The organism is Rouxiella sp. S1S-2, assembly GCF_009208105.1.
GTDB lineage: Bacteria > Pseudomonadota > Gammaproteobacteria > Enterobacterales > Enterobacteriaceae > Rouxiella.
The window spans coordinates 297,302-320,596 of record NZ_WFKL01000001.1 but is presented as its reverse complement, the minus strand read 5'-3'; the positions used below and the strand labels follow the sequence as shown (position 1 = coordinate 320,596).

Below are 23,295 nucleotides of genomic sequence, written 5' to 3'. Positions count from 1 at the left end.
GTTTTAAATACGGAGCGATGCATGAGCTTATTGAGTATGCGCAATCTCGAAAAACACTACGGCAATCAGGTGGTGCTGGAACGCGTTAACGCCGAGGTGCAGGAGGGCGAATTCGTGTCAATCGTCGGCGCGTCCGGCTGTGGTAAAACCACTTTTTTGAAAATGATGCTGGGTACCGAAAGCCCGAGCAAGGGCCAACTGCTGCTCGACGGGAAGCCGATTAAGCAAGAGCCGGGCGAAGATCGTGGCGTGGTTTTTCAGCGCTATTCAGTGTTTCCCCATTTGACGGCACGGCAAAACGTCATGCTCGGCGAAGAATTTGTGCAGGCACGCTGGCTGGGCCGCGTGTGGGGCAGCAAACGCAAGGGGATTGCCGACCGCGCAGAGGAGATGCTGGCTCAGGTCGGACTGGGTCATGCGCTGGATAAATATCCGCATCAGCTCTCCGGCGGCATGCAGCAGCGACTGGCGTTGGCGCAGGCGTTAACCAAGAAACCGCGTATTTTGCTGCTCGATGAGCCTTTTGGAGCGCTTGATCCCGGCATTCGTAAGGACATGCACCAGCTAATCACTGATCTGTGGAAGCAGCATCATCTGACTATTTTCATGATAACCCACGACCTGAAGGAGGGATTCTCCCTCGGCTCGCGGCTGTGGGTATTCGACAAAATCCGCCACGACCCGCAGGCGCCCGACGCTTGGGGTGCAAGCATTACCTACGATATTCCACTCTAAAGGAGAACGCGATGAGTGACTCTACAGACACCCACTATCAAACACTGCTGCCGGCCGGATCACACTGGTCGCTGCGGATAAAAAGCGGTTCCGCACTGCGCTTTACCGACGTTGAAGGCGGAGCCAATCTTGGCCTGTTGTTCTATAACCCGGACAATCTGCTCGAACGCTATAACGCGCCGGACACCTTAAAGTGCCAGCACACTTTTCGACTCACTGCAGGCCACTGTCTTTACTCCGACATGGGTCGTATTTTTTGCGGCATAGCGCACGACACGCTTGGCTGGCACGACACCGTGTGCGGCAGCATGAACGCCGCCCTGAGCGCACAGCGATTCGGCGCATTGAGCTATCAACAAGCACACAACGGCCGCTATCAAAACGGCTATGACAGCTTTTTAGTCGAATTGGCAAAATACGGGCTGGGCAAGCGTGACATGGCCGCCTGCGTCAATCTGTTCTCGAAAGTGACCGTGGATAACGACGGCAATCTGGCGCTCGAGCCGCAACACGTCCCCGGAGCCAGCGTCACACTGCGTTTCGCCATGGATACGCTGGTGGTGATGCACAGCTGTCCGCATCCTCTTACTGAGGTGCAGGATTATCCGCGCGCCCCCGTCGCTATCGCTTTGCTGGCGGGTACCGCCCCGCTGCCGCCGCACTGTTTAGCGCAGGCAGAGAACCAGCGCGGTCAGGCAAATAATGACTTATACCATCACACCCACTGCTGCCCGGGAGCACACTGATGATCCAGACCAGCCCACGCCTTATCGAAAACGCCTTAACCCGCCAGAAGATTAACGCTGGAGACTATTGGTTGCACAGAATTGAAGCCGGACAAACGCTGCGCATTATTGACAGCGAAGGCAATCAGGCGGCCGATACGCTGTTTTTTAACGCCGACGACATTGGCGAGCGCTACAGCATGACCGATACGCTACGCGGACAAAAAAATGTATTTCTGACCGCGGGAAGCGTGCTGCTCTCTAACGACTGCCGCCCAATGCTGGAAATTGTTGCAGACACCTGCGGGCGTCACGACACGCTGGGTGGTGCCTGCGCCACGGAAAGCAACACCGTGCGCTATTCACTGGAAAAGCGCCACATGCACGCCTGCCGCGACAGCTGGATGCTGGCAATTGCCGAGCATCCGCACTACGGGCTGACCAAGAGAGATATTGCCCACAACATTAATTTCTTTATGAATGTCCCGGTGACCGCGCAGGGTGGCTTGACGTTTGAAGATGGCCTTTCAGCGCCGGGGAAATACGTCGAACTGGTGGCGAAAATGAACGTCTTGGTCCTTATCTCCAACTGTCCGCAGTTAAATAACCCCTGCAACGGCTATAACCCCACACCGATCGAAGCGGTGGTTTGGTAAATCTGACCTGACAACGCGTGCCTCGGGACGACCCGCAGAATGTCACGCATCAGCAACATAGCAGGACGACCTGCCCGTCGATGCACAGAGAGTCAACCATGTTTAAATGCGTTCTGATTGCCAATCGTGGCGCTATTGCAGTGCGTATCATCCGCACCCTCAAACGGCTAGGTGTGCGCGCTATTGCGGTTTATGCCGAAGCCGACCAACACTCTTTGCACGTGCGACAGGCCGATGAAGCGTTTAGCCTCGGCGCAGGCAACGTGCGGGAAACCTACCTCAGCCAGGATAAGTTACTGGCGATAGCCCACCAGTGCGGTGCCGAAGCTATTCATCCAGGCTATGGTTTCCTGTCTGAAAACGCCACCTTCGTTGAACGCTGCACTCAAGAGGGCGTCATATTTCTTGGCCCAACCCCTGCTCAGATGTCGGCCTTCGGGCTCAAACACAGTGCTCGCCAGCTGGCTGAAACCTGCCGGGTACCGCTGTTGCCCGGAAGCGGACTGCTGCAAAACCTTGAGCAGGCGCTGCTCTGCGCCAAAACCATGGGTTATCCGCTGATGCTAAAAAGTACCGCGGGCGGCGGCGGTATTGGCATGCAACGTTGCGACGATGCCGACAGTCTCAGTGAGGCTTTCACTCGAGTAAAACGTTTGGCAGGCAATAATTTCGCCGACGATGGCGTGTTTTTAGAGAAATTTGTTGCTGCCGCACGCCATATCGAGGTGCAGATTTTTGGTGACGGTGCAGGCAACGTCATTGCTCTGGGCGAAAGAGACTGCTCCGCGCAGCGCCGTAACCAGAAAGTGATTGAGGAAACCCCGGCGCCAAATCTGCCCCAGCGGGTAAGAGATGCGCTGCAACACACCGCTGTACGCCTCGGGCAGGCGGTGGACTACCGCAGTGCCGGAACGGTGGAATATGTTTATGACGTCAGCACCGAGCAGTTCTATTTTCTTGAGGTAAACACCCGCTTGCAGGTGGAGCACGGGGTCACCGAGCAAGTCTACGGCGTTGATATCGTCAGTTGGATGGTGCAGCTCGGCGCGGGCTGTCTGCCGCCGTTGGCCGAGTTGGGTCAGTGTAAACCGCAGGGTCACGCCATTCAGGTGAGGCTTTATGCTGAAGATCCGGCCAAGCAGTTTCAGCCCTGCGCGGGGCTGCTGAGCCACGTCAGTTTCCCCGTCAGTGCGGCAAACGCCGAGCTGCGCATCGACAGTTGGATAGACAGTGGCTGTGACGTTTCGCCGTTCTATGACCCCATGCTGGCGAAGGTTATTGTCCAGGCCGACAGTCGTGAACAGGCGCTCATTGCGCTGCGCCAAACGCTGCATGAAACGGCGCTTTACGGCATTGAAACCAATCTGGATTATTTGCGCCATTTGCTGGCTCAACCGGTGGTGGCGGAGGGAAAAGTGATTACGGCAACACTGGCAAACGTTGTCTATCAGCCCGCAACTTTTGATGTGCTTTCACCCGGCACGCTGACCAGCATTCAGGATGCGCCGGGCCGCAGCGGGTATTGGCACGTTGGCGTGCCGCCTTCAGGTCCGTTCGACAGCCGCTCTTTTCGTCTTGGCAACCGGCTGCTGGGCAACGACGCGCAGGCGGCGGGGTTGGAAATTACCCTGCGCGGGCCTACGCTGCGTTTTAATCAGGACTGCGCGTTTGTTATCAGCGGGGCAGATATAGAGGCCCGGCTCGATGACCAGCCACTGCCGATGTGGCAAATCTGCAATGCGCGTGCCGGAGAAACGCTGCACCTTGGAAAAATCACGGGTGACGGCTGCCGCAGCTACTTGCTGCTGGCCGGTGGCATCGACTGTCCGCACTATCTCGGTAGCCGCAGCACTTTTACCCTCGGAAAATTCGGCGGCCATGCCGGTCGCCAGCTGCGCAGCGGTGACGTGCTGCACCTCGCTACGCCTCATAATCAACAGCCAAAAACGTTGCCCGCCAATCTGCTGCCGGAATGGGGCGATGTGCGCACCCTGCGGGTCATTTATGGCCCGCAGGGTGCGCCGACATTTTTCACCGAACAGGATATTGAGCACTTTTTCAACGCGGTATGGCAGGTGCACTATAACTCGAGTCGTACCGGCATCCGGCTTATTGGCCCGAAACCAGAATGGGCACGCACCGACGGTGGCGAAGCGGGCATGCACCCTTCCAACATTCACGATAATGCCTATGCCTTCGGCACTGTGGATTTTACCGGCGATATGCCGGTTATTCTGGGGCCAGATGGCCCGTCGCTTGGCGGGTTTGTTTGCCCGGCGACGGTTATTCAGGCTGACCTGTGGCAGCTGGGTCAACTCAAGTCGGGCGACAGCCTGCGCTTTGTGCCCGTTTCTCTAGAAGAGGCCGACCGATTATCGCATGAGGCTGAAGTAGAACTCTCAACGCTGCTTTCCCAGCCGAAGGCTGGGATCGCGATGCAGCGGAAAAATCCGGTTTTATGGCACCGGGCGGCGCAGGGAGCGCTGCCATCGGTGACGCATCTCGCCGCAGGCGATCGATTTATTTTGGTGGAATATGGCGATCCAATTTTAGATATTTCACTGCGTTTTCGTGCACATGCGCTAATGCAGTGGTTAGAAAATCATCGTTTGGCCGGCATGTTGGAACTGACGCCGGGCATTCGATCGCTGCAAATTCATTTCGACAGCCTGCTCTGCCCCCGCGATACGCTGATTGATCATTTAAAACAGGCAGAACAAACATTGGGTGATTTGCAGCAGGCCGAGGTTCCTTCACGCACCGTCTGGCTGCCGCTCAGCTGGGACGACGATGCCTGCCGTGAAGCGATTGAGAAATATACCCAATCGGTTCGTCCCGGCGCGCCGTGGTGTCCGAGCAATATAGAATTTATTCGTCGTATCAACGGTCTTGAAAGCATTGAGCAGGTGAAAGAGACCGTTTTTGACGCCCGTTATCTGGTGATGGGTCTTGGCGATGTATATCTCGGGGCGCCGGTGGCCACACCGCTCAATCCACGCCATCGGCTGGTGACCACCAAATATAATCCGGCGCGCACCTGGACGGCGGAAAACTCGGTGGGCATCGGCGGTGCCTATCTTTGCGTTTATGGCATGGAAGGACCGGGTGGCTATCAGTTTGTGGGCCGCACGCTGCAAATGTGGAATCGCGATCGTCCGACTGAGGCATTTGTGCAACCTTGGCTGCTGCGCTTTTTCGACCAGATTCGTTTCTATCCGGTCAGCGCCGAGGAGCTTAAGGCGATACGGCTGGCCTTCCCCTATGGAAACACGCCGCTACGTACCGAAGAAGGCACATTCCGTCTCGCCGACTATCAGGCCGGACTTGCGGCGCAGCAGGAGGAAGTGGACAACTTTCAGCAACAGCGACAGTTGGCCTTTGAAAAAGAGCTGGCAAGATGGCGCGCCGAAGGCCAATTCACCTACGACAGCAGTCTGCAGGAGCAATCACCGCAGAGCGAAAAGGCCATTCCCGAGGGCTGCGTAGGAATCGACAGCCAGGTAGCGGGCAGCCTTTGGCAATGGCTGGTGAAACCGGGAGACTGCATTACGCCGGGCCAAACATTGGGCATTCTTGAATCGATGAAGATGGAAATTCCCATTATTTCAACCGTAAGCGGCAAGGTGCAAAGTCTTTCGCGCCAGACCGGAGCGCAAGTACAGGCGGGTCAAACGCTGGCAGTTATCAAGGAGTGAATGCTCCCCGTTCACCGCAGCGGTGGGCGGGGCTTTTACTGCACGTGAAGATCACATTTAAATGCAAAATTTTCATTCACCCTCCTCTTTTTCGTTTAATGTGTTTTGTTTGTCTATGCTTGAATTTGATAAAATTTAATTAACAGGAACGGCAAAGCACACAATGAGCGAAAAGACCCAATTAGAAGAGCAAGAAGCGATTGTCACTTTTTCACAAAATAGCTGGGACGGGCAGCGCATTGAAGGTTCTTCGGCGGTCAATGCACTCGAGCAGGGCAAAGTCCTATTTTTCCCCCATTTGGCTTTTACCCTCAGTGCACAGCAGCAGCGGTTGCTGGACCCCGCATTGGTTGATCCTAAGAAAAAAAATATCAGCTACAGCGTAGGCAATCACTTAATTAAAGGCGTGGCCGATGCCGCGGTTGAACCACAGATAAGAAAGCTGCTGGAAAGTTATTACCAGTCCTGCAGCGCGCTAATTTCTTCCGTTCTTCCACAGTATCAACACGTTTTGCGTAAGCCGGTTAACAGCCTGCGCCTGCATCCGGTTTCTGTTTCACGCAATAATAGCGCCTGGCGCAAAGACGATAGCCGCCTGCACGTTGATGCTTTCCCTTCCCGTCCCAACTATGGTGAGCGTGTTTTACGGATCTTCACCAATATTAATCCTCACGGCGAAGACCGCGTGTGGCGAGTTGGGGAACCTTTCCCGCAGTTGGCGACAAGACTGTTACCCAAGCTGTCATCGTATTCACCGCGGAAAAGCTGGCTGCTGGAAAAAATCGGCGTCACTAAAAGCCTCCGCAGCCACTATGATCATTTAATGCTGCAGCTGCATGACAAAATGAAGGCCGACGGCCACTATCAACAATATGGTCAACAGCTAACTCAGCATTTCCCTGCCGGGAGCACCTGGGTATGTTTCTCCGATCAAACGCCTCATGCGGCGATGTCAGGCCAGTTTATGCTTGAGCAAACCTTCCTGATGTCGGTGAAAGATATGCAGAACCCTGAACTCTCCCCGTTGAAAACGCTGCAAAAGATCACCCGTCAAAAGCTAATTTGACTGATCTCGGCAATCACCTGCCGGCGCTGTTCACGCAGCGCGGCCATATTACTCATCAATTGATTAACGATTTCCGGCGGTGCCACGTCGGGATGACCGGCATTAAACGTAGGGGCGGGCGCATACTCCAGACCCAGCTGTATGCGCTGCGCCATCGCCTCGTCCGCCAGCTCGGCGACCAGCGTCAGGGCAAAGTCGATACCTGCCGTCACGCCGCCACCGCTGATAATATTACCGTCGCGCACCACCCTTTCTGACACCGGAACGGCACCAAACCACGCCAGCGTATCCAGGTACATCCAGTGGCAGCCCGCGCGTTTCCCCTTTAGTAATCCGGCAGTGGCCAGGATGAGTGAACCCGTACATACTGAGGTGATATAGGTTGCCTTTGACGCCAGTCTTTTTATTTGTTCCATAAAGTCAGCATCTTGCATCGCATCGGTACATCCTCCACCGCCCGGCACGCACAGTACGTCACAGCCGGTAAGATTTTCTAACGACTGCAGTGACGAAAAGTGCAGCCCCTCCGACTCTACCGTTTTTCCGCCGATCGAGGCAGCAATCAGCTGCGCATCAGGCAAACGGGCCAGCACCTGCCAAGGGCCGGTGAAATCGAGCTGAGTCACGCCGGGATAAAGCGGAAATACGATGTTTAACGGCTTTTTCATCACAAACTCCTGTTGGGTTAGTTGTCATCCTTAGGTTAGCCGTATTACATTTGACGCAAAGGTCATATTTCCCTCATAAAACGTCATATTGTCCGAGGCCCTCCATGATGAAGCAGCTCGGTTTTATCGTCTTCCCCGATTTTAATTTATTGGACTTTGCCGGGCCGCTTACGGCGTTTGATACGGTATCCCGGGATTTACCCGCCCCGCTTTATCAGTGCCGCGCGCTCTCGGTTGAAGGCGGCTTAATTGCCAGCACGCCGGGCATTGAAGTGATGACTCAACCGATCGTCGCAGGTCTCGAGTTTGACACCCTGATTATCGCGGGCGGGCGCGGCGTTACCCACGCCATGAATAACCCGTCGTTGCTGGATTTTTTACGCGATCAGCATCAACAGGGACGCCGCGTCACCAGCGTGTGCTCGGGTGCGTTTATTCTTGCCGCCACCGGCCTGTTGGACCAACAGCGCGTCACAACCCACTGGTCACAGGCGCGGCGTTTACAGCAGTGTTTTCCGGCGATTAAGGTCGATCAGGACAGGATTTTCATTCAGCAAGACAGGCTGTGGACGTCTGCAGGCATTACCGCCGGTATCGACCTGGCGCTGGCAATGATAGAGCAAGACCACGGCGCTGAAGTCGCGGCCAGAACGGCGAGGCAGTTAGTGGTATATCAACGACGGGCGGGCGGTCAGTCACAGTTTTCGGTACTTCAAGAGCTGGACCCCGCGTCGGACAGAGTGCGCACTGCGCTTAGCTATGCCCGAGAGCATTTGGCGCAACCGCTGTCGGTGAGTGACTTGGCCGATGCTGCCTGCCTGAGCCTTCGCCAGTTCGGACGGCTTTTTCGCAGTGAAACGGGCCAAACACCGGCGAAAATTATTGAGCAGTTGCGGGTCGAAGCCGCGCGTGAGCGTATAGAAAGCGGCCACGGCACGCTTGAAGCCATCGCCAGACAGGTCGGATTCAATGACCCCGAAAGAATGCGTCGGGCGTTTATACGCCTGACTGGCCAGCCACCGCAGGGCATACGGCGGCGGGCGCAGCGCTGATTACAATTACCGAGATTCCGATTAAAGCCCTTTCAACGCCTGTTCAAAGTCGGCGATCAGGTCTTCGGTATCTTCAATGCCGATGCTGATCCTTACCAGCCCCTCGGTTATTCCGCTTTCAAGACGTATTTTCTCAGCCACCGCGCTGTGCGTCGTGGTGGCGGGATGGCAGGCCAGCGAGTCGGTATCACCCAACGATACCGCCTGAGTCACCAGTGTCAAACTGTCGAGGAAATGACGTGCCGCCTCACGGCCTCCTTTCAGCTCAATCGCCATGATGCCGCCGAACAGCTTCATCTGCTTACGGGCCACATCGTGACCGGCATGCGTTTTCAGTCCCGGATAGAAAACCTCGGCCACTGCCGGATGTTCATCCAGGAACTCAGCAATCTTCTGTGCACTGTTAGAGCTGGCTTCAACCCGCAGCGGCAGGGTTTTAAGCCCGCGGGTCATCAGCGCGGCCTCAAAGGGGCTGAGGCAACCGCCAAACTGCTTGAGGCACAGCGTGCGGATAGGGTCAATCAGCTCGCGCCGTCCTGCCACTACGCCGCCGGTCGCATCGCCGTGGCCGCTGATATATTTGGTGGCAGAATGCAGCACCACGTCGATGCCCAGCGCCAGCGGACGCGTGAGGTAAGGCGTGGCAAAGGTGTTATCAACCACGCTGATGGCGCCCGCCTCGCGAGACAATCGTGCGGCCTCTTCAAGTGAAACGATGCCCATTACCGGATTGGCCGGCGTTTCAATAAACACCATTTTGGTTTTTTCGGTAAATGCGCTTTTCAGTGATTCGAGGTCAGGAACAAACACCGGCTTAATGCCATAGCGCGGCAGCAGATTACGGATAACGCCCTCCGTACCGCCGTATAGCGCGCCAATATGAATAATTTCGTCACCGGTTTTTAGCAGCGCAAACAGCGTCGCACTGACCGCTGCCATGCCGCTGGCGCAGGCCAACGCCGACTCGGCGTCTTCCAGTACCGCCATGCGCTCTTCGAAGGCAGTAACGGTTGGATTACCAAAACGGCTGTACATATAGCCGGGGTCTTCACCACTGAATCGTCGGGCGCCGCTGTCGAAGTCTCCATAAGAGAAAGAGGAGGTGGCGACGATCGGGGTCGAAATCGCCCCGCTTTGCGCATCTGGATGCTGCCCGCCGTGAACGGCTAACGTACGCATGCCGAGTGACGAATGATTACCTGACTTTTTCATATAACAGTCCTGAGTATTGGATCCAATGAAGCTTATTTAATGGTAGCAGGATGCCAAGTTATCAATAAGTAACGTAGTTCTTATATGCGATATGAATATCACCAATCGGTATAGTCTCGAAGTGGATAGAAATATGTACGCCTATTTTTTGTCTAACATGAGGGGATAAGAAGCAAAAAAACCGGCCCGAGCGAGGTGCCAGAACCGGTTTTTTCAGTACACGACAGGATTATTGCAGAACTGAAATATCCGCCACCTGTAAGAACAGCTCGCGCAGTTTGCTTAACAGCGTCAGGCGGTTGATACGCACCGCTTCGTCTTCTGCCATCACCATCACGCCGTCAAAGAAGGCGTCAACCGGTTCACGCAGCGAGGCCAGCTCAACCAACGCCTCTTGATACTGACCGGCAGCAAACAGCGGCTCCAGTTTGTCACGCAGCACCACCAGGTGGGTGGCCAGTTTCACTTCAGCCGACTCTTTCAATACTGAGGCATGCACGTGGTCGTACAGGGCTTCGGTCGATTTTGCCAGAATGTTGGACACGCGTTTGTTGGCCGCAGCCAGCGTTGCGGCTTCATCCAGCGTACGGAAGTAGCTCACCGCCTTCACGCGCGCATCAAAGTCGGCCGGTTTGGTCGGACGACGCGCCAGCACCGCTTGAATAGTATCAACGGCGTGACCTTCTTCCTGATACCAGGCGCGGAAACGACCGAGCATGAAATCAACCACGTCATCGACCACTTTCTCGTTGGTCAGCTTGTCGCCGTACAAACGCACCGCTTCTTCGGTCAACGTTTGCAGGTCCAGCGGCAGGTTTTTCTCAACGATAATACGCAGTACGCCCAGCGCAGCACGACGCAGTGCAAACGGGTCTTTGTCACCTTTTGGATGTTGTCCGATACCAAAAATACCGGCCAGCGTGTCCATTTTGTCGGCGATTGCCAGCGCACAGGCCACCAGCGAGTCAGGCAACTTGTCACCGGCAAAGCGCGGCTGATACTGCTCGTTCAGCGCAACGGCCACTTCTTCGGCTTCGCCGTCGTGACGCGCATAGTGCATCCCCATCACGCCCTGCGTGTCGGTGAATTCGAACACCATGTTGGTCATCAGGTCGCATTTGGACAGCAAACCAGCGCGCTGAGCATTATCAACGTTGGCACCGATTTTATCGGCAATCCAAGCAGACAGCGCCTGAATGCGGTCAGTTTTATCGCGCAGCGTACCGAGTTGTTTCTGGAACAATACGGTTTCGAGACGCGGCAGGTTGTCCTCAAGACGCTTCTTGCGGTCGGAATTGAAGAAGAACTCGGCATCGGCCAGACGCGGACGAACCACCTTCTCGTTACCAGAGATAATCTGCTGCGGGTCTTTTGATTCGATGTTGGCCACAAAAATGAAGTTTGGCAGCAGATTGCCCGCGGTGTCATACACCGGGAAATACTTCTGGTCGCCTTTCATGGTGTAAACCAGCGCTTCCGCCGGAACAGCCAAGAATTTCTCTTCAAATTTAGCCGTCAGCACCACCGGCCACTCAACCAGCGAGGTCACCTCTTCCAGCAGGCTTTCGCTCAGGTCGGCAACGCCACCGATTTCAGCGGCCGCTTTCTCTGCGCCCTGCTTGATAACAGCTTTACGCTGTTCGTAATCGGCGATCACTTTGCCGCGCTCTAACAGAATCTGTGGATACTGGTCGGCGTTATCGATAGTGAATTCCGGCTCGCCCATAAAGCGGTGACCGCGAACGGTGCGCGCCGAGTCAATGCCCAAAATGGTGCCAGGGATCAGTTCGTCGCCCAGCAGCAGGGTCACGGTATGTACCGGACGCACAAACTGCACGTCGGAATCGCCCCAACGCATCAGTTTTGGAATAGGCAATTTTTGCAGGGAGGTGGCAATCATCGCCGGCAGCAGCGCCTGAGCGCTTTCGCCTTTGACGTGGGCGCGATACACCAGCCACTCGCCTTTATCACCCACCAGACGCTCGGCCTGACTGACGGTGATACCACAGCCGCGTGCCCAACCTTCTGCGGCTTTGGTCGCCTTGCCTTCGGCGTCAAACGCCTGGGCAATCGCCGGACCGCGTTTTTCAACTTCGCGATCGGCCTGCGCCGCGCTCAGATTGGCAATTTTCACCGCCAGACGACGCGGAGCTGCAAACCACTGCACGTCGCCGTGCGACAGATTGGCCGCATCAAGCTCGGCGGTCAGGTTGGCTGCGAAAGACTCGGCAAGATTACGCAGCGCCTTGGGTGGCAGCTCTTCCGTGCCGATTTCCACCAGAAATGTTTTTTCAGTCATCACTGTTTCTCACTTCTCGTTCTTTTTGCACATCGGGAAGCCCAGCGCTTCACGGGAAGCATAATAGGCTTCGGCCACCAGCTTGGTCAGGGTACGGATGCGCAGAATGTAGCGCTGACGCTCGGTCACGGAGATGGCCTTGCGCGCGTCCAGCAGATTGAAGCAGTGGGCCGCCTTCAGAATGCGTTCATAAGCAGGCAGCGCCAGCGGTTTTTCGAGCGCCAGCAGTTTCTGTGCTTCTTTCTCGTGCTGCTCAAAGCTGTGGAACAGGAATTCGACGTCGGCGTGTTCGAAGTTATAAGTCGATTGCTCAACTTCGTTTTGATGGAACACGTCGCCGTAAGTGGTTTTGCCGAGTGGGCCATTGCTCCACACCAGGTCATACACGCTGTCTACGCCCTGAATGTACATCGCCAGACGCTCGAGGCCATAGGTGATTTCGCCGGTAACCGGTTTGCACTCAAGGCCGCCAACCTGTTGAAAATAGGTAAACTGCGTCACTTCCATTCCGTTCAGCCACACTTCCCAGCCCAGACCCCAGGCACCCAGCGTCGGGTTTTCCCAGTTATCTTCAACGAAACGGATGTCATGAATGGTCGGATCGAGACCGAGCACTTTCAGCGAGCCGAGGTACAGCTCCTGAATATTGTCCGGTGAAGGTTTGATCATTACCTGGAACTGGTAATAGTGCTGCAGGCGGTTAGGGTTTTCACCGTAACGGCCGTCGGTAGGACGACGTGAAGGCTGGACGTAGGCGGCAGCAAAAGGCTCTGGGCCCAGCGCGCGCAGGCTGGTCATCGGGTGGGACGTTCCCGCGCCGACTTCCATATCCAATGGCTGCACGATAGTACAGCCCTGTTGTGCCCAGTAATCCTGAAGCGTCAGGATCAGGCCCTGAAAGGTCTTAGTATCAAACTTTTGCATGTTGGTTTCGCACGCGAGACAAGTGAGTTTATACCCCAAATAATTCGAGTTGCGCGAAGGCGACAAGTACGTGAATCCCCGAGAGCTTAGTTAACTCAGTGACTGGGGTGAGCGAGCACAGTCAACGCATCTGCAACTTGTAGTATGACGGGTATTAAAGAGTCGGACAGTATACCCGCTGAACGGAAGATAATCAGCTATCACTTCTGATATATGCATTTTGAAAAACAGCGAATGCCACATCGCGGCGCACATCCGGCGCGCAATTGCCTGCCCATGGCGCATCCGGGACATTCAAACGCCCCCGCAGAGGGTGATTTTCGGCTACCGGCCTGACTGGCATCAAGATTGCTAGCATCCTTATGACTTGAAGGCTAAGGAGGCTCGCATATGTCAACCACACCATCCCAAAGTACTTATCGTTATCGAATTTTCGCGATGATTTTTTTCATTGCCCTCATTAACTATATCGATCGCGGCGCGCTCTCCTTTGCGGCCAATGATATTTCAGCAGAATTTCACTTCAGCAAGCTGCAGCTAGGTGCCGTGCTGGGCTATTTTGGCTTTGGTTATTTGTTTGGGTCACTGTGCGGTGGGTTTCTGGCCGACAGAATTGGCACCAAAAAAGTCTGGCTGATGGCGGGCGTGCTGTGGTCATTGCTGGAAATTGCCACCGCCTGGGCGGGCCAACTCGGCGTGGCGATGTTCAGCGGTTCTGCCATTATGGGTTTTGCGGTACTGCGCATCACCTTCGGTTTCGCCGAAGGTCCAGCCTATGCCTTGATGAATAAAACGATTGCTCACTGGGCACCGCGCAAAGAGCGCGGTTTCTCACTGGGCATTGGCCTGCTCAGCACTCAGGTTGGCGCACTGCTGACGGCTCCACTGGCAGTGGGTTTACTGCTACTGACCCACGACTGGCGCACGATGTTTATGGTGCTTGGCGTATTTTCACTGCTAGCGATCCTTATATTTGCCCGCTCGTTTACCGACACGCCTGCGCAGCATCCTAAAGTCAGCCGGGCCGAACTTGAAAAAATCAACGCTGATGCGCAGAGCGACGACAATGGGCCGCCTCAGCCTTGGTGGGCCTTTTTCACTCACCGCACGCTGGTGCTGAATGCGCTGGGCTACTTCTCTTTCCTGTATGTCACCTTTGTGTTGGTGACCTGGAGCCCAAAATATCTGCAAGACACCTTCCACTATGATCTGCATTCGCTGTGGTATGTGGCAATGATACCCTGGACCGGCGCCTGCATTACCGTGCTGCTTGGCGGAAAAATTGCCGACAACCTGCTGCGTAAAACCGGTAATCTCAGGATAGCGCGCAACGTTTTTGCGGCGGTAACCCTGCTGCTGACCGCCACCTGTTTCGTGTTTATCCCCTATGCGCATTCGCCGTTTGAAATCATTCTGCTGATGACCTTGGGTAACGCACTGAATGCGTTGGTAAATAACGTTTACTGGTCGGTGGTTATCGACGTGTCGCCGAAAGCGTCGGTGGGCACCTACAGCGGCATGACACTGGCCATTGCTAACGTGGCCTCAATTTTGGCCCCCACGCTGAGCGGTTATCTGGCGCAGTATCACGGCTATGGCGCAATGTTTACCGCCACGGCGGCGGTTTCGTTTTGCAGCATGCTGTGCATGACGCTGCTGCAGCCTGAAAAACGCATGAAACTGAACCCTGTGCCGCAGGTTAATCAGGTAGCGCTTGCAGAGAAATAGCAGAAAGACCAAGATTGCGGAGACAATTTTTCCGCAATCTTGGGGCTATACGATGACGCGCTGCAGCTGGGTTTCCAACGATCCGCTTTATATTGAGTACCACGACAAAGAGTGGGGCGTGCCAGTAAAAGACCCGCGCGAACTGTTTGAAATGCTGTGTCTTGAGGGCCAGCAGGCGGGGCTTTCCTGGATTACGGTGTTAAAAAAACGCGAAAACTATCGCCGCTGTTTTCATCAGTTTGTGCCTGAACGCATTGCTGAAATGACCTCGGAAGACGTCGATGCACTGGTGCTTGAAAGCGGAATTATCCGCCATCGTGGCAAAATAGAAGCAATTATCACCAATGCCAAAGTGTGGCTGGCTATGGAGGCAGCCGGGGAAGACTTCTCGGCCTTCATCTGGCAGTTCGTCAACCATCAACCGGTCATCAATAATCCGCAGGGTCCCGGCGATATTCTGGCCAAAAACGAGGTCTCTGACGCCATGTCCAAAGCATTGAAAAAGCGCGGTTTCAAGTTTATCGGGTCGACCATCTGCTATGCGTTTATGCAGGCCAGCGGCCTGGTGAACGATCATCAAACATACTGCTTATGCCACCCCCAACAGCAGCCTGCGTAATACGTCCTTCGGCGCGTGCCGATCTGGATGAAATAATGCTGCTCTGGTTGCGCAGTACACTGGCGGCACATCCGTTTATCGACGAGTCCTACTGGTATGAAAGTGCTGCCATGGTCAGGGAAAGTTTTTTGCCGCAGGCGAAAACGTGGGTGGCCTGTGGACTGGAACACGGCGAGATTATCGGCTTTATCAGCGTGCTTAATCAGCAATTTATCGGCGCACTTTTTGTCATTGAGCAGGTCTATGGCACAGGCATTGCGCAGCGTTTGATGGCCGAGGCGAAGAGTCATTATTCTCCTCTTCTGCTTGAGGTTTATCAGCAAAATCAGCGCGCTGTGGCATTTTACCGCAGGGAGGGGTTTGGGGTGATTGCCGACACTCATCACCCTGGCACCGGCTTGGCAACCTGGGTAATGAGCTGGAAAAGCGCCACGCAGGCCGATTAAACTACCGTGCCGTTTAGCCGATTACGTGGCTAAATCAGCCACGTCCAAAGATAGCAATTACCGCATCGAGATGCTCTTTCATGGCCTTTTTAGCGCCGCGGGCGTCGCGTGCCTCAATGGCGTTGAGGATGGCCAAATGTTCGACCTCCGAGCGGTGAGGCATGTCCTGCGTTGTGTAATGCAACTGCAGGCTGCGAAACATCGTGCCGTAGCGGTGCCCCAACAGGTGAGCGATGATAAACGCATAGGTTGGATTGCTGCTGGCCTCGGCGATGCGAATATGAAACAGCCTGTCGCCCGGATGGGTAGCTGAACCTTGCCGATTATCGCGACAGTTCTGCTCATAAGCCTGCCTGATCGCCGCAAGTTGCTCATCTGACGCATGGCGCGCGGCCAGTGCAGCGGTCTCGGGTTCGATTAAACGTCGGGTTTGTAGCAGTGAAAAAGGCGGAAGCTCGGCGGTGAAATCTAGCTCGATATTGAGTTCGTCATCGACATCGGCCCATTGATTACGACCTGCCAACGCCATCACCGGCTCCTGGGACGGCGGCACACTCCGCGCCAGCGAATCACAGACAATGACGCCATTCCCCACCTTCACATCGACCAGTCCAATCACTTCCAGAGCAATCAACGCCTCGCGCACTGAAGCTCGACTCACTTGCAACTGGCTGGCCAGTTCCCGTTCCGACGGCAGGCGGCTTCCGGGTGGAAATTCTTTATTATCAATTAACGTTTTCAGTTGATCGGCTATCTGCCTATAAATTCTAGGATTTTCGAGCTTTTTAATCGGCATAGGTCACCTGAGGTCATTTTTGATTAAGCGATTCAGCTACGGTTTTTTAGAAAATTTTGTTGCCGATTTGTTTTTAATGTGTGAAATCTAATCAAATGAAAAGGCGTTTTAAGCTGAAATCTTTTAAATATCTTATCAAAAGAATCCTGCTTAACGCGCTTTTTTTTCTCCTTAATGGCCTGACCATTAGACCTTTATGAGAAAAAAAAACGAGAGCCCCCCCGCTAAAAAACGTTAAAAACAGGAGTTATGATGGACCTGACAGGCAAAAAAGTGCTGATAACCGCCGCCGGACAGGGGATTGGCCTCAACACCGCCACCCTTTTTGCACAACAAGGCGCAGACGTCATTGCGACGGACATCAACATAGATTCGCTTAAAGACATTCCAGGCATTCGCGCCTATCGGCTCGATGTGACCGACGCGCAGGCGATTCAAGATGCCGCCGTCGAAATCGGCCCGCTGGATGTACTGTTTAACTGCGCCGGGGTGGTTCACAGCGGCGATATTTTGAGCTGCAGCGAGCAGGAGTGGCAGTTTGCGCTGGACCTCAACGTCACGGCGATGTTTCACACTATCCGTGCTTTTCTTCCCGCCATGCTGGCACGCAGCAGCGGCTCAATCATCAACATGTCTTCGGTCGCCTCCAGCATAAAAGGCGTGCCTAACCGCTTAGCCTACAGCGCCTCAAAAGCGGCGGTGATTGGTCTCACCCGTTCAGTTGCGGCCGATTATGTCACCTGCGGCATTCGCTGTAATGCCATCTGTCCGGGAACGGTCGAGTCACCTTCCCTGCACCAGCGCATTGCCGCACAGGCCAAAGCCGAAGGCCGCAGCGAAACCGAGGTTTATCAGGCCTTTGTGGCTCGACAGCCGATTGGCCGCATCGGTAAAACCAGTGAAATCGCGCAACTGGCGCTTTATCTGGCCTCCGACGCCAGCTCCTACACCACCGGCACCGTGCAGATCATTGACGGCGGCTGGAGCAATTAATTTTAGCTAATTGAATGGCTTAAACTTATAAGGATCGCGATATGAAGTTGTTACGTTACGGCCCACCCGGCAAAGAACGTCCGGCATTGCTGGATGACCAGGGAAAAATGCGCGACCTCTCGGCGCACGTAGAGGATATCAGCGGTGAGTTTTTGCTGCCCGCCACGTTGAACAAGCTTCGCCAGCTCGACGTTCACAGCCTGCCGCGGGTTGAGGGGCATCCGCGTATCGGTGCCTGTGTCGGCAAGGTTGGAAAATTTATCTGCATCGGTCTGAACTATGCCGATCATGCCGCTGAAACCGGCGCTGAAATCCCCAAGGAACCGGTGATTTTTAATAAGTGGACCAGCGCAATTGTAGGCCCAAATGACGACGTCGAAATTCCGCGTGATTCGTTAAAAACCGACTGGGAGGTCGAGCTGGGCGTGGTCATTGGCACCGGCGGACGCTACATCAGTGAAGAAGATGCCCTGTCACACGTGGCCGGTTACTGCGTGATAAACGACGTATCCGAGCGCGAGTTTCAAATCGAGCGTGGTGGCACCTGGGACAAAGGTAAAGGCCACGACACCTTCGGACCCACCGGCCCGTGGCTGGTGACCGCCGACGAGATTGCTGATCCGCATCACCTGAGCATGTGGCTGGAGGTGGACGGCAAACGCTATCAGAACGGCAACACCGACACAATGGTGTTCAAAGTTCCGCAAATTATCAGCTATTTAAGCCGTTTTATGAGCCTGCAGGCCGGCGATATTATTTCTACTGGTACACCTCCAGGCGTAGGAATGGGTCAAAAACCGCCGGTTTATCTGCGCGCCGGACAAGAGATACGTCTGGGGATAGAAGGCCTCGGCGAACAGCGCCAAAAAACGGTACAGGCCTGATTTGCATGAACGATAGCGATATTTCCCCCTCAGTAATGGAGTCGTAGCCCATGACAACAATCACCGCACTGCGCGTTGAAGACATTCGGTTTCCCACCTCACTGGCGCTCGATGGCTCGGATGCCATGAATCCGGACCCTGATTATTCAGCGGCCTATGTGATTTTAGATACCGATAACCCGGCACTCAGCGGGCACGGGCTGACCTTCACGATTGGCCGCGGCAACGAGATTTGCTGCGCCGCGATTTCCGCTCTCGAACACTTGGTGGTCGGGCGGGATTTGGCCGCTATCACCGCCGACATGGGGCAGTTCTGGCGTAATTTTACCGGCGACAGCCAACTGCGCTGGATTGGCCCGGATAAGGGTGCCATGCATCTGGCAACCGGCGCGGTCGTCAACGCGGTATGGGATCTGTGGAGTAAATCGGTGGGCAAACCCCTGTGGCGGCTGGTTGCCGAGATGTCGCCCGAGGAGCTGGTGCGCTGCGTCGATTTCCGCTACATCACCGACTGTATTACCCCAGAGGAGGCGCTGACCCTATTGCAGCAGCGCAGTGATAACAAGGCACAGCGCCTTGAGAAACTGCTGGCGCAGGGGTATCCGTGCTACACCACTTCTGCCGGTTGGCTGGGTTATTCCGACGAGAAACTGCGCCGCCTGTGTCAGGAAGCCGTCGACGCCGGATTTGATTATCTCAAACTCAAGGTGGGTCGCGATCTAGAGGACGATATACGTCGGGTGCGCATTGCCCGCGAAGTGATTGGCCCTGAACGTAAATTGATGATCGATGCGAATCAGGTATGGGAAACCAACGACGCCATTCCATGGGTCAACGCGCTGGCCTTTGCCAAACCGTGGTTTATCGAAGAGCCCACCAGCCCTGACGATATTGAAGGGCATCGCCGTATTCGTCAGGCAGTAGCCCCCATTAAAGTCGCCACCGGTGAAATGTGCCAAAACCGCATCATGTTTAAGCAGTTCATTATGCGCGAGGCCATTGACGTGGTGCAAATTGATGCTTGCCGTATGGGCGGAGTCAACGAGGTACTGGCGGTGATGCTGATGGCGGCGAAATACAATCTGCCGGTTTGTCCGCACGCGGGCGGCGTGGGTCTGTGCGAATACGTGCAGCATCTGTCGATGATCGATTATCTGTGCATTGCCGGAACTCACGAAGGCAGAGTCATTGAGTACGTTGACCACCTGCACGAACATTTTGTGCACCCTTGCGACATCAAAGGCGCGGCCTACATGCCCCCGCAGGCTCCCGGTTTCTCGATTGAAATGCATCAATCTTCAATCGAACAGTATCGCCACCGTGCCTGAACGCCAACGATAAGGAGAGGGTTTGATGAGCGTTTCTGCTGTCCCTAAAATCGATGCCCACCAGCATTTCTGGCGCTACAGTCCGGACAACTACCGCTGGATAAATGACCAGATGGCCGTGCTTAAGCAGGATTTATTGCCCGCAAATCTTGCGCCTCAGCTTGCCGTTCAAGGCATACAAGGGTCGGTGTTGGTTCAGGCCTGTTCACGTTTTGACGAAACGCGCTGGCTGCTCAATCTGGCGGAGGAAAACGATTTTGTAAAAGCGGTGGTGGGCTGGGTCGATATCGCCGGTTCAGCGCTGGTAAGCCAACTGGCGCTGTTGCAGCAGCAACCGCTGCTGCGCGGCGTGCGTCATCAGGTGCAGGACGAAGCCTCACCCACCGACTGGCTGGATAATTCGGCGGTGAATCGCGGTGTCGAACAGGTGCAACGGCAGGGTTATGTCTATGAAATGTTGGTTAATCATCAACACCTGGACGCGCTGGTCACTTTTGCGGGTCGCCACGACCGGCATCATCTGGTGCTCGACCACTTTGGGAAACCTAACCTTAATCAAAGCGTTGCGCACTGGGTGAAACGGGTTAAACCGCTGGCGGCAATGCCACACGTCAGTTGCAAACTTTCGGGACTATTGACCGAGCCGAGGCCCCGAGGCTTTGCGCCCAATGATCTGCTGCCGTGGTTTGATGCAGCACTCGCACTTTTTGGCAGTCAGCGCCTGATGTTCGGATCCGACTGGCCGGTGTGTTTGCTGGCCGGTGATTATGGCGACGGCAAGTCTCTGTGCCTGCAGGCAACGGCGGCGCTCAGCCCCACGGAACGAGACGCCATCTTCGGCGGCAACGCCTGCAAAATTTATGCATTACATTCAGATTTAACGGGAGTCAGTCATGAATCTGCATCTTGATAAAAAAGTGGTGCTGGTCACCGGAGGTGGCTCCGGGATCGGCGCGGCCATTTCCCTGACGCTGGCAGAAGAAGGCGCTGTGCCGATTATCATCAGCAACAGTGAACCACCGGCGGCGCTGCTCGATAAACTGCGTCAGTTTCAGCCACAGGCAGAATTTATTATTACCGAGTTGCGCGACGAAGCAAGCTGCGCCGCTGCGGTGAAACAGGTGTTGGCACACCACGGCAGAATCGATGGCCTGGTCAACAATGCCGGTGCCAACGACGGCGTGGGCCTTGAGGCGGGGCGCGAGGCCTTTGTGCGATCGCTGGAGCAAAATCTGATCCACTACTACTTGATGGCCCATCTGTGCCTCGGTGCTCTGCGCGCCTCTGAGGGCGCCATCGTTAATATCAGTTCAAAAACCGCACTAACCGGACAAGGTAACACCAGCGGCTACGCCTCGGCCAAGGGCGGTATTCTGGCGCTAACTCGCGAATGGGCGGCCTCATTGCTCAAAGACAACATTCGCGTAAACGCTGTTATTCCGGCTGAAGTCATGACGCCGCTGTATGAAAGCTGGATAAAAAGCTTCGATCAGCCGGAGAAAAAGCTGCAGCAAATAACCTCGCACATTCCGCTGGGTCAGCGCATGACCACGCCGCAGGAAATCGCCAATACGGTGGTGTTTTTACTCTCCTCACGCGCTTCGCATACCACCGGCCAATGGCTTTCGGTCGACGGCGGCTATACCCACCTCGACAGGGCGCTAACGTGAGTGCCTCTCACGGTGAAACTCGCCGTTATTGTCAGGCGCTGGACCTGGTTGATGACCCGCAGCTCATCGCCGAATACCAGCAGTATCACCGGCATATCTGGCCGGAGATTGCCCAACATCTGCGCCAGCACGGTATTCAAAACATGGAGATCTACCGGCTGGGTACACGACTTTTCATGATTATGGAAACCTGTGCGTCCTTCGACAGCGCAATATTTTCACGCCGCAGCCTGGAAAATCCCAAAGTCTGCGAGTGGGAAGCACTGATGTGGAAATATCAGCGCGCCACGCCGTGGACGCCGAACGGAGAAAAATGGGTGGCGATGGAGCGCCTGTTCTCCCTGCAGGAGCAAACGAGGTCGTAGCAGCAGCGTCAAAACGTCTTTACCGAAACCTACATGAACATTGGTATTCAAGCTATCTGACATAAAAAACCAGCCGTAACGGGCTGAATCATTGAATTAATGCCCGCGCTTAACCAGACGCGGGCACCAGATACTGAGGAAAGCACCATGCTCGCCAACAAAACCGAAACTCGGCCCTACAACGGTGAAAAGCCAAAAACTAATTTCCGCGTGGCCTTTACTCTCGTCACCACGCTGTTTTTCCTGTGGGGATTATCCTATGGGTTGCTGGACGTATTAAATAAGCACTTTCAAGAAGTGTTACACGTTAACAAAGCGCAGTCTGGCCTGCTGCAGGCCGCATATTTCGGCGCCTATTTTATTATCGCCCTGCCCGCAGGATTCTTTATGGACCGCTATGGCTATAAGGCGGGTATTTTAGTCGGGCTTTGCCTCTACGCACTCGGCGCCCTGCTGTTTGTACCGGCGGCGGCGGCCAGCAGCTTCACGATGTTCCTGTTCGCATTATTCGTGATTGCCCTAGGGCTTGGTTGCCTCGAAACTGCGGCCAACCCTTATGCCACGGTGCTGGGCGAGCCTTCGGGCGCAGAGAGAAGACTTAACCTTTCGCAATCTTTCAACGGATTAGGGCAGTTTATCGGCCCAATTATTGGCGGCTCGCTGTTTTTTTCCGCACAACAGGGCGCGGCACAAGACGGGTTAGCCTCGGTTAAAATCACTTATGTGGCCATTGCAGTTCTGGTACTGCTAATAGCCCTGCTTTTTGGTCGCACTCGCCTGCCAGATATTCGCGAGCAGGAGTCGGCGCAGAGTCAGGCGCTTGAAAAAGGCCTGTGGCAGCACAAACATTTCACCGGCGGGGTGATCGCGCAATTTTTCTACGTAGCGGCACAGGTTGGCGTCGGTGCATTCTTTATAAATTACACCACTGAACACTGGCACACGTTATCGAACCAAAACGCCTCTTATCTGCTCTCGATTGGTTTGATAAGTTTCATGGTCGGCCGCTTCTTTAGCACGTGGCTAATGAGTTATGTTAAACCGGCCAAGCTGTTGATTATCTATTCGGCGATAAATATCGTGCTGTGCGGCATTGTCGTCGTCGGCATCGACAATATCTCCGTTATTGCCTTGTTGGCCGTGTTCTTCTTTATGTCGATTATGTTCCCGACCATTTTTGCCATGGGCGTGAAAAACATGGGTTCGCAGACCAAACGCGCCAGCTCGCTAATGATCATGGCCATTGTGGGCGGGGCCATCATGCCTTACCTGATGGGTGCCATTGCCGACCATTACTCAACCGCCTTCTCGTATTCCTTACCGCTCATCTGTTTTGCCGTGGTACTGGTTTACGGGATACGTCAGCGGGCACAATAGCGCTCAATTTGCGACATAAACCGGCTCAGGATCCCGTGGGCCGGTAAATCTGTGTAA

The 23,295-nt window shown here is 54.9% G+C and carries 21 protein-coding genes; 16 read left to right on the top strand and 5 right to left on the bottom strand.

The features are described from left to right. Positions 1 to 21 precede the first annotated feature (21 nt). The 5 genes from GA565_RS01490 to GA565_RS01470 all read left to right on the top strand — a co-directional run bounded on the left by GA565_RS01490 (position 22) and on the right by GA565_RS01470 (position 6,877). Positions 22 to 735 (top strand): ABC transporter ATP-binding protein, encoded by a 714-nt coding sequence (locus tag GA565_RS01490; protein ID WP_152197087.1) that lies wholly within the window; start codon positions 22 to 24, stop codon positions 733 to 735. An 11-nt stretch (positions 736 to 746) separates the two neighbouring features. Further along, positions 747 to 1,481 (top strand): urea amidolyase associated protein UAAP1, encoded by a 735-nt coding sequence (locus GA565_RS01485; protein WP_152197086.1) that lies wholly within the window; start codon positions 747 to 749, stop codon positions 1,479 to 1,481. Further along, positions 1,481 to 2,116 carry an urea amidolyase associated protein UAAP2 gene (locus GA565_RS01480; protein WP_055775563.1) on the top strand — a complete coding sequence of 212 codons (636 nt, stop codon included), beginning with the start codon at positions 1,481 to 1,483 and terminating at the stop codon, positions 2,114 to 2,116. The genes GA565_RS01485 and GA565_RS01480 overlap by 1 nt, the downstream gene beginning before the upstream one ends. Positions 2,117 to 2,214: 98 nt before the next feature. Further along, positions 2,215 to 5,811, top strand: a complete 3,597-nt coding sequence (gene uca / locus GA565_RS01475; RefSeq protein ID WP_152197085.1) for an urea carboxylase — start codon at positions 2,215 to 2,217, stop codon at positions 5,809 to 5,811. 163 nt (positions 5,812 to 5,974) lie between these two features. Next, a complete protein-coding gene (locus tag GA565_RS01470) occupies positions 5,975 to 6,877 on the top strand; it encodes a Kdo hydroxylase family protein (RefSeq protein WP_152197084.1) in 903 nt (300 codons plus the stop codon). Here the strand turns inward: GA565_RS01470 and GA565_RS01465 are convergent. Continuing rightward, positions 6,862 to 7,545, bottom strand: coding sequence for a DJ-1/PfpI family protein (locus GA565_RS01465; RefSeq protein WP_152197083.1), 684 nt, complete (start codon positions 7,543 to 7,545; stop codon positions 6,862 to 6,864). The two genes, GA565_RS01470 and GA565_RS01465, sit on opposite strands and share 16 nt — an antisense overlap. A gap of 107 nt (positions 7,546 to 7,652) precedes the next feature. Here GA565_RS01465 and GA565_RS01460 point away from each other — a divergent pair, with 107 nt between their 5' ends. Then, positions 7,653 to 8,597, top strand: coding sequence for a GlxA family transcriptional regulator (locus tag GA565_RS01460; protein WP_055775553.1), 945 nt, complete (start codon positions 7,653 to 7,655; stop codon positions 8,595 to 8,597). Positions 8,598 to 8,618: 21 nt separating this feature from the next. On the opposite strand, the gene GA565_RS01455 is transcribed toward GA565_RS01460, so the two are convergent. From GA565_RS01455 to glyQ, 3 genes are all read right to left on the bottom strand, one after another. Continuing rightward, entirely contained in the window at positions 8,619 to 9,809 is a 1,191-nt protein-coding gene (locus GA565_RS01455; protein ID WP_152197082.1) for a PLP-dependent aspartate aminotransferase family protein, read from the bottom strand. A gap of 229 nt (positions 9,810 to 10,038) precedes the next feature. Continuing rightward, positions 10,039 to 12,108 (bottom strand): glycine--tRNA ligase subunit beta, encoded by a 2,070-nt coding sequence (gene glyS, locus GA565_RS01450; protein WP_152197081.1) that lies wholly within the window; start codon positions 12,106 to 12,108, stop codon positions 10,039 to 10,041. A gap of 9 nt (positions 12,109 to 12,117) precedes the next feature. Further along, complete coding sequence (gene glyQ, locus GA565_RS01445; RefSeq protein ID WP_055775539.1) at positions 12,118 to 13,032, bottom strand: glycine--tRNA ligase subunit alpha; 915 nt, start codon at positions 13,030 to 13,032, stop codon at positions 12,118 to 12,120. A gap of 390 nt (positions 13,033 to 13,422) precedes the next feature. On the opposite strand from glyQ, the gene GA565_RS01440 reads away from it, so the two are divergent. The 3 genes from GA565_RS01440 to GA565_RS01430 are packed head-to-tail and all read left to right on the top strand — an operon-like array spanning position 13,423 to position 15,825. Next, complete coding sequence (locus tag GA565_RS01440) at positions 13,423 to 14,760, top strand: MFS transporter (protein ID WP_152197080.1); 1,338 nt, start codon at positions 13,423 to 13,425, stop codon at positions 14,758 to 14,760. 52 nt (positions 14,761 to 14,812) lie between these two features. Next, positions 14,813 to 15,379, top strand: a complete 567-nt coding sequence (locus GA565_RS01435) for a DNA-3-methyladenine glycosylase I (RefSeq protein WP_152197079.1) — start codon at positions 14,813 to 14,815, stop codon at positions 15,377 to 15,379. A 35-nt stretch (positions 15,380 to 15,414) separates the two neighbouring features. Continuing rightward, positions 15,415 to 15,825, top strand: a complete 411-nt coding sequence (locus GA565_RS01430) for an N-acetyltransferase (protein ID WP_255474436.1) — start codon at positions 15,415 to 15,417, stop codon at positions 15,823 to 15,825. A 34-nt stretch (positions 15,826 to 15,859) separates the two neighbouring features. Here GA565_RS01430 and GA565_RS01425 read toward each other — a convergent pair whose 3' ends face one another. Beyond that, the gene (locus GA565_RS01425) at positions 15,860 to 16,621 is read right to left on the bottom strand and encodes a FadR/GntR family transcriptional regulator (RefSeq protein WP_152197077.1); all 762 of its coding nucleotides are present in this window, start codon (positions 16,619 to 16,621) and stop codon (positions 15,860 to 15,862) included. A 252-nt stretch (positions 16,622 to 16,873) separates the two neighbouring features. Between GA565_RS01425 and GA565_RS01420 the strand changes: the two genes are divergently transcribed. The 7 genes from GA565_RS01420 (at position 16,874) to fucP (ending at position 23,238) form a co-directional block, all read left to right on the top strand. Beyond that, a complete protein-coding gene (locus GA565_RS01420; RefSeq protein WP_152201263.1) occupies positions 16,874 to 17,614 on the top strand; it encodes an SDR family oxidoreductase in 741 nt (246 codons plus the stop codon). Positions 17,615 to 17,655: 41 nt separating this feature from the next. Continuing rightward, complete coding sequence (locus tag GA565_RS01415; RefSeq protein WP_152197076.1) at positions 17,656 to 18,498, top strand: fumarylacetoacetate hydrolase family protein; 843 nt, start codon at positions 17,656 to 17,658, stop codon at positions 18,496 to 18,498. A gap of 50 nt (positions 18,499 to 18,548) precedes the next feature. Further along, positions 18,549 to 19,826: an L-fuconate dehydratase gene (locus tag GA565_RS01410; protein ID WP_152197075.1), complete on the top strand. Its 1,278-nt coding sequence runs from the start codon at positions 18,549 to 18,551 to the stop codon at positions 19,824 to 19,826. A gap of 25 nt (positions 19,827 to 19,851) precedes the next feature. Continuing rightward, the gene (locus GA565_RS01405) at positions 19,852 to 20,736 is read left to right on the top strand and encodes an amidohydrolase (RefSeq protein WP_152197074.1); all 885 of its coding nucleotides are present in this window, start codon (positions 19,852 to 19,854) and stop codon (positions 20,734 to 20,736) included. Next, on the top strand, positions 20,720 to 21,496 hold the full coding sequence (locus GA565_RS01400) for an SDR family oxidoreductase (RefSeq protein ID WP_152197073.1): 777 nt from the start codon (positions 20,720 to 20,722) through the stop codon (positions 21,494 to 21,496). The genes GA565_RS01405 and GA565_RS01400 overlap by 17 nt, the downstream gene beginning before the upstream one ends. After that, entirely contained in the window at positions 21,493 to 21,861 is a 369-nt protein-coding gene (locus tag GA565_RS01395) for an L-rhamnose mutarotase (RefSeq protein WP_226950890.1), read from the top strand. Before GA565_RS01400 ends, GA565_RS01395 begins: the two co-directional genes overlap by 4 nt. Before the next feature lie 147 nt (positions 21,862 to 22,008). Further along, positions 22,009 to 23,238: an L-fucose:H+ symporter permease gene (fucP, locus tag GA565_RS01390; protein WP_152197071.1), complete on the top strand. Its 1,230-nt coding sequence runs from the start codon at positions 22,009 to 22,011 to the stop codon at positions 23,236 to 23,238. The last annotated feature ends 57 nt before the right edge of the window (positions 23,239 to 23,295 follow it).

What these genes read in the sequence shown, in the direction of transcription:
- GA565_RS01490 (WP_152197087.1), top strand. Translation starts at nt 22, where the DNA reads ATGAGCTTATTGAGTATGCGCAATCTCGAAAAACACTACGGCAATCAG.
- GA565_RS01485 (WP_152197086.1), top strand. Translation starts at nt 747, where the DNA reads ATGAGTGACTCTACAGACACCCACTATCAAACACTGCTGCCGGCCGGA.
- GA565_RS01480 (WP_055775563.1), top strand. Translation starts at nt 1,481, where the DNA reads ATGATCCAGACCAGCCCACGCCTTATCGAAAACGCCTTAACCCGCCAG.
- uca (WP_152197085.1), top strand. Translation starts at nt 2,215, where the DNA reads ATGTTTAAATGCGTTCTGATTGCCAATCGTGGCGCTATTGCAGTGCGT.
- GA565_RS01470 (WP_152197084.1), top strand. Translation starts at nt 5,975, where the DNA reads ATGAGCGAAAAGACCCAATTAGAAGAGCAAGAAGCGATTGTCACTTTT.
- GA565_RS01465 (WP_152197083.1), bottom strand. Translation starts at nt 7,545, where the DNA reads ATGAAAAAGCCGTTAAACATCGTATTTCCGCTTTATCCCGGCGTGACT.
- GA565_RS01460 (WP_055775553.1), top strand. Translation starts at nt 7,653, where the DNA reads ATGAAGCAGCTCGGTTTTATCGTCTTCCCCGATTTTAATTTATTGGAC.
- GA565_RS01455 (WP_152197082.1), bottom strand. Translation starts at nt 9,809, where the DNA reads ATGAAAAAGTCAGGTAATCATTCGTCACTCGGCATGCGTACGTTAGCC.
- glyS (WP_152197081.1), bottom strand. Translation starts at nt 12,108, where the DNA reads ATGACTGAAAAAACATTTCTGGTGGAAATCGGCACGGAAGAGCTGCCA.
- glyQ (WP_055775539.1), bottom strand. Translation starts at nt 13,032, where the DNA reads ATGCAAAAGTTTGATACTAAGACCTTTCAGGGCCTGATCCTGACGCTT.
- GA565_RS01440 (WP_152197080.1), top strand. Translation starts at nt 13,423, where the DNA reads ATGTCAACCACACCATCCCAAAGTACTTATCGTTATCGAATTTTCGCG.
- GA565_RS01435 (WP_152197079.1), top strand. Translation starts at nt 14,813, where the DNA reads ATGACGCGCTGCAGCTGGGTTTCCAACGATCCGCTTTATATTGAGTAC.
- GA565_RS01430 (WP_255474436.1), top strand. Translation starts at nt 15,415, where the DNA reads ATGCTGCTCTGGTTGCGCAGTACACTGGCGGCACATCCGTTTATCGAC.
- GA565_RS01425 (WP_152197077.1), bottom strand. Translation starts at nt 16,621, where the DNA reads ATGCCGATTAAAAAGCTCGAAAATCCTAGAATTTATAGGCAGATAGCC.
- GA565_RS01420 (WP_152201263.1), top strand. Translation starts at nt 16,874, where the DNA reads ATGGACCTGACAGGCAAAAAAGTGCTGATAACCGCCGCCGGACAGGGG.
- GA565_RS01415 (WP_152197076.1), top strand. Translation starts at nt 17,656, where the DNA reads ATGAAGTTGTTACGTTACGGCCCACCCGGCAAAGAACGTCCGGCATTG.
- GA565_RS01410 (WP_152197075.1), top strand. Translation starts at nt 18,549, where the DNA reads ATGACAACAATCACCGCACTGCGCGTTGAAGACATTCGGTTTCCCACC.
- GA565_RS01405 (WP_152197074.1), top strand. Translation starts at nt 19,852, where the DNA reads ATGAGCGTTTCTGCTGTCCCTAAAATCGATGCCCACCAGCATTTCTGG.
- GA565_RS01400 (WP_152197073.1), top strand. Translation starts at nt 20,720, where the DNA reads ATGAATCTGCATCTTGATAAAAAAGTGGTGCTGGTCACCGGAGGTGGC.
- fucP (WP_152197071.1), top strand. Translation starts at nt 22,009, where the DNA reads ATGCTCGCCAACAAAACCGAAACTCGGCCCTACAACGGTGAAAAGCCA.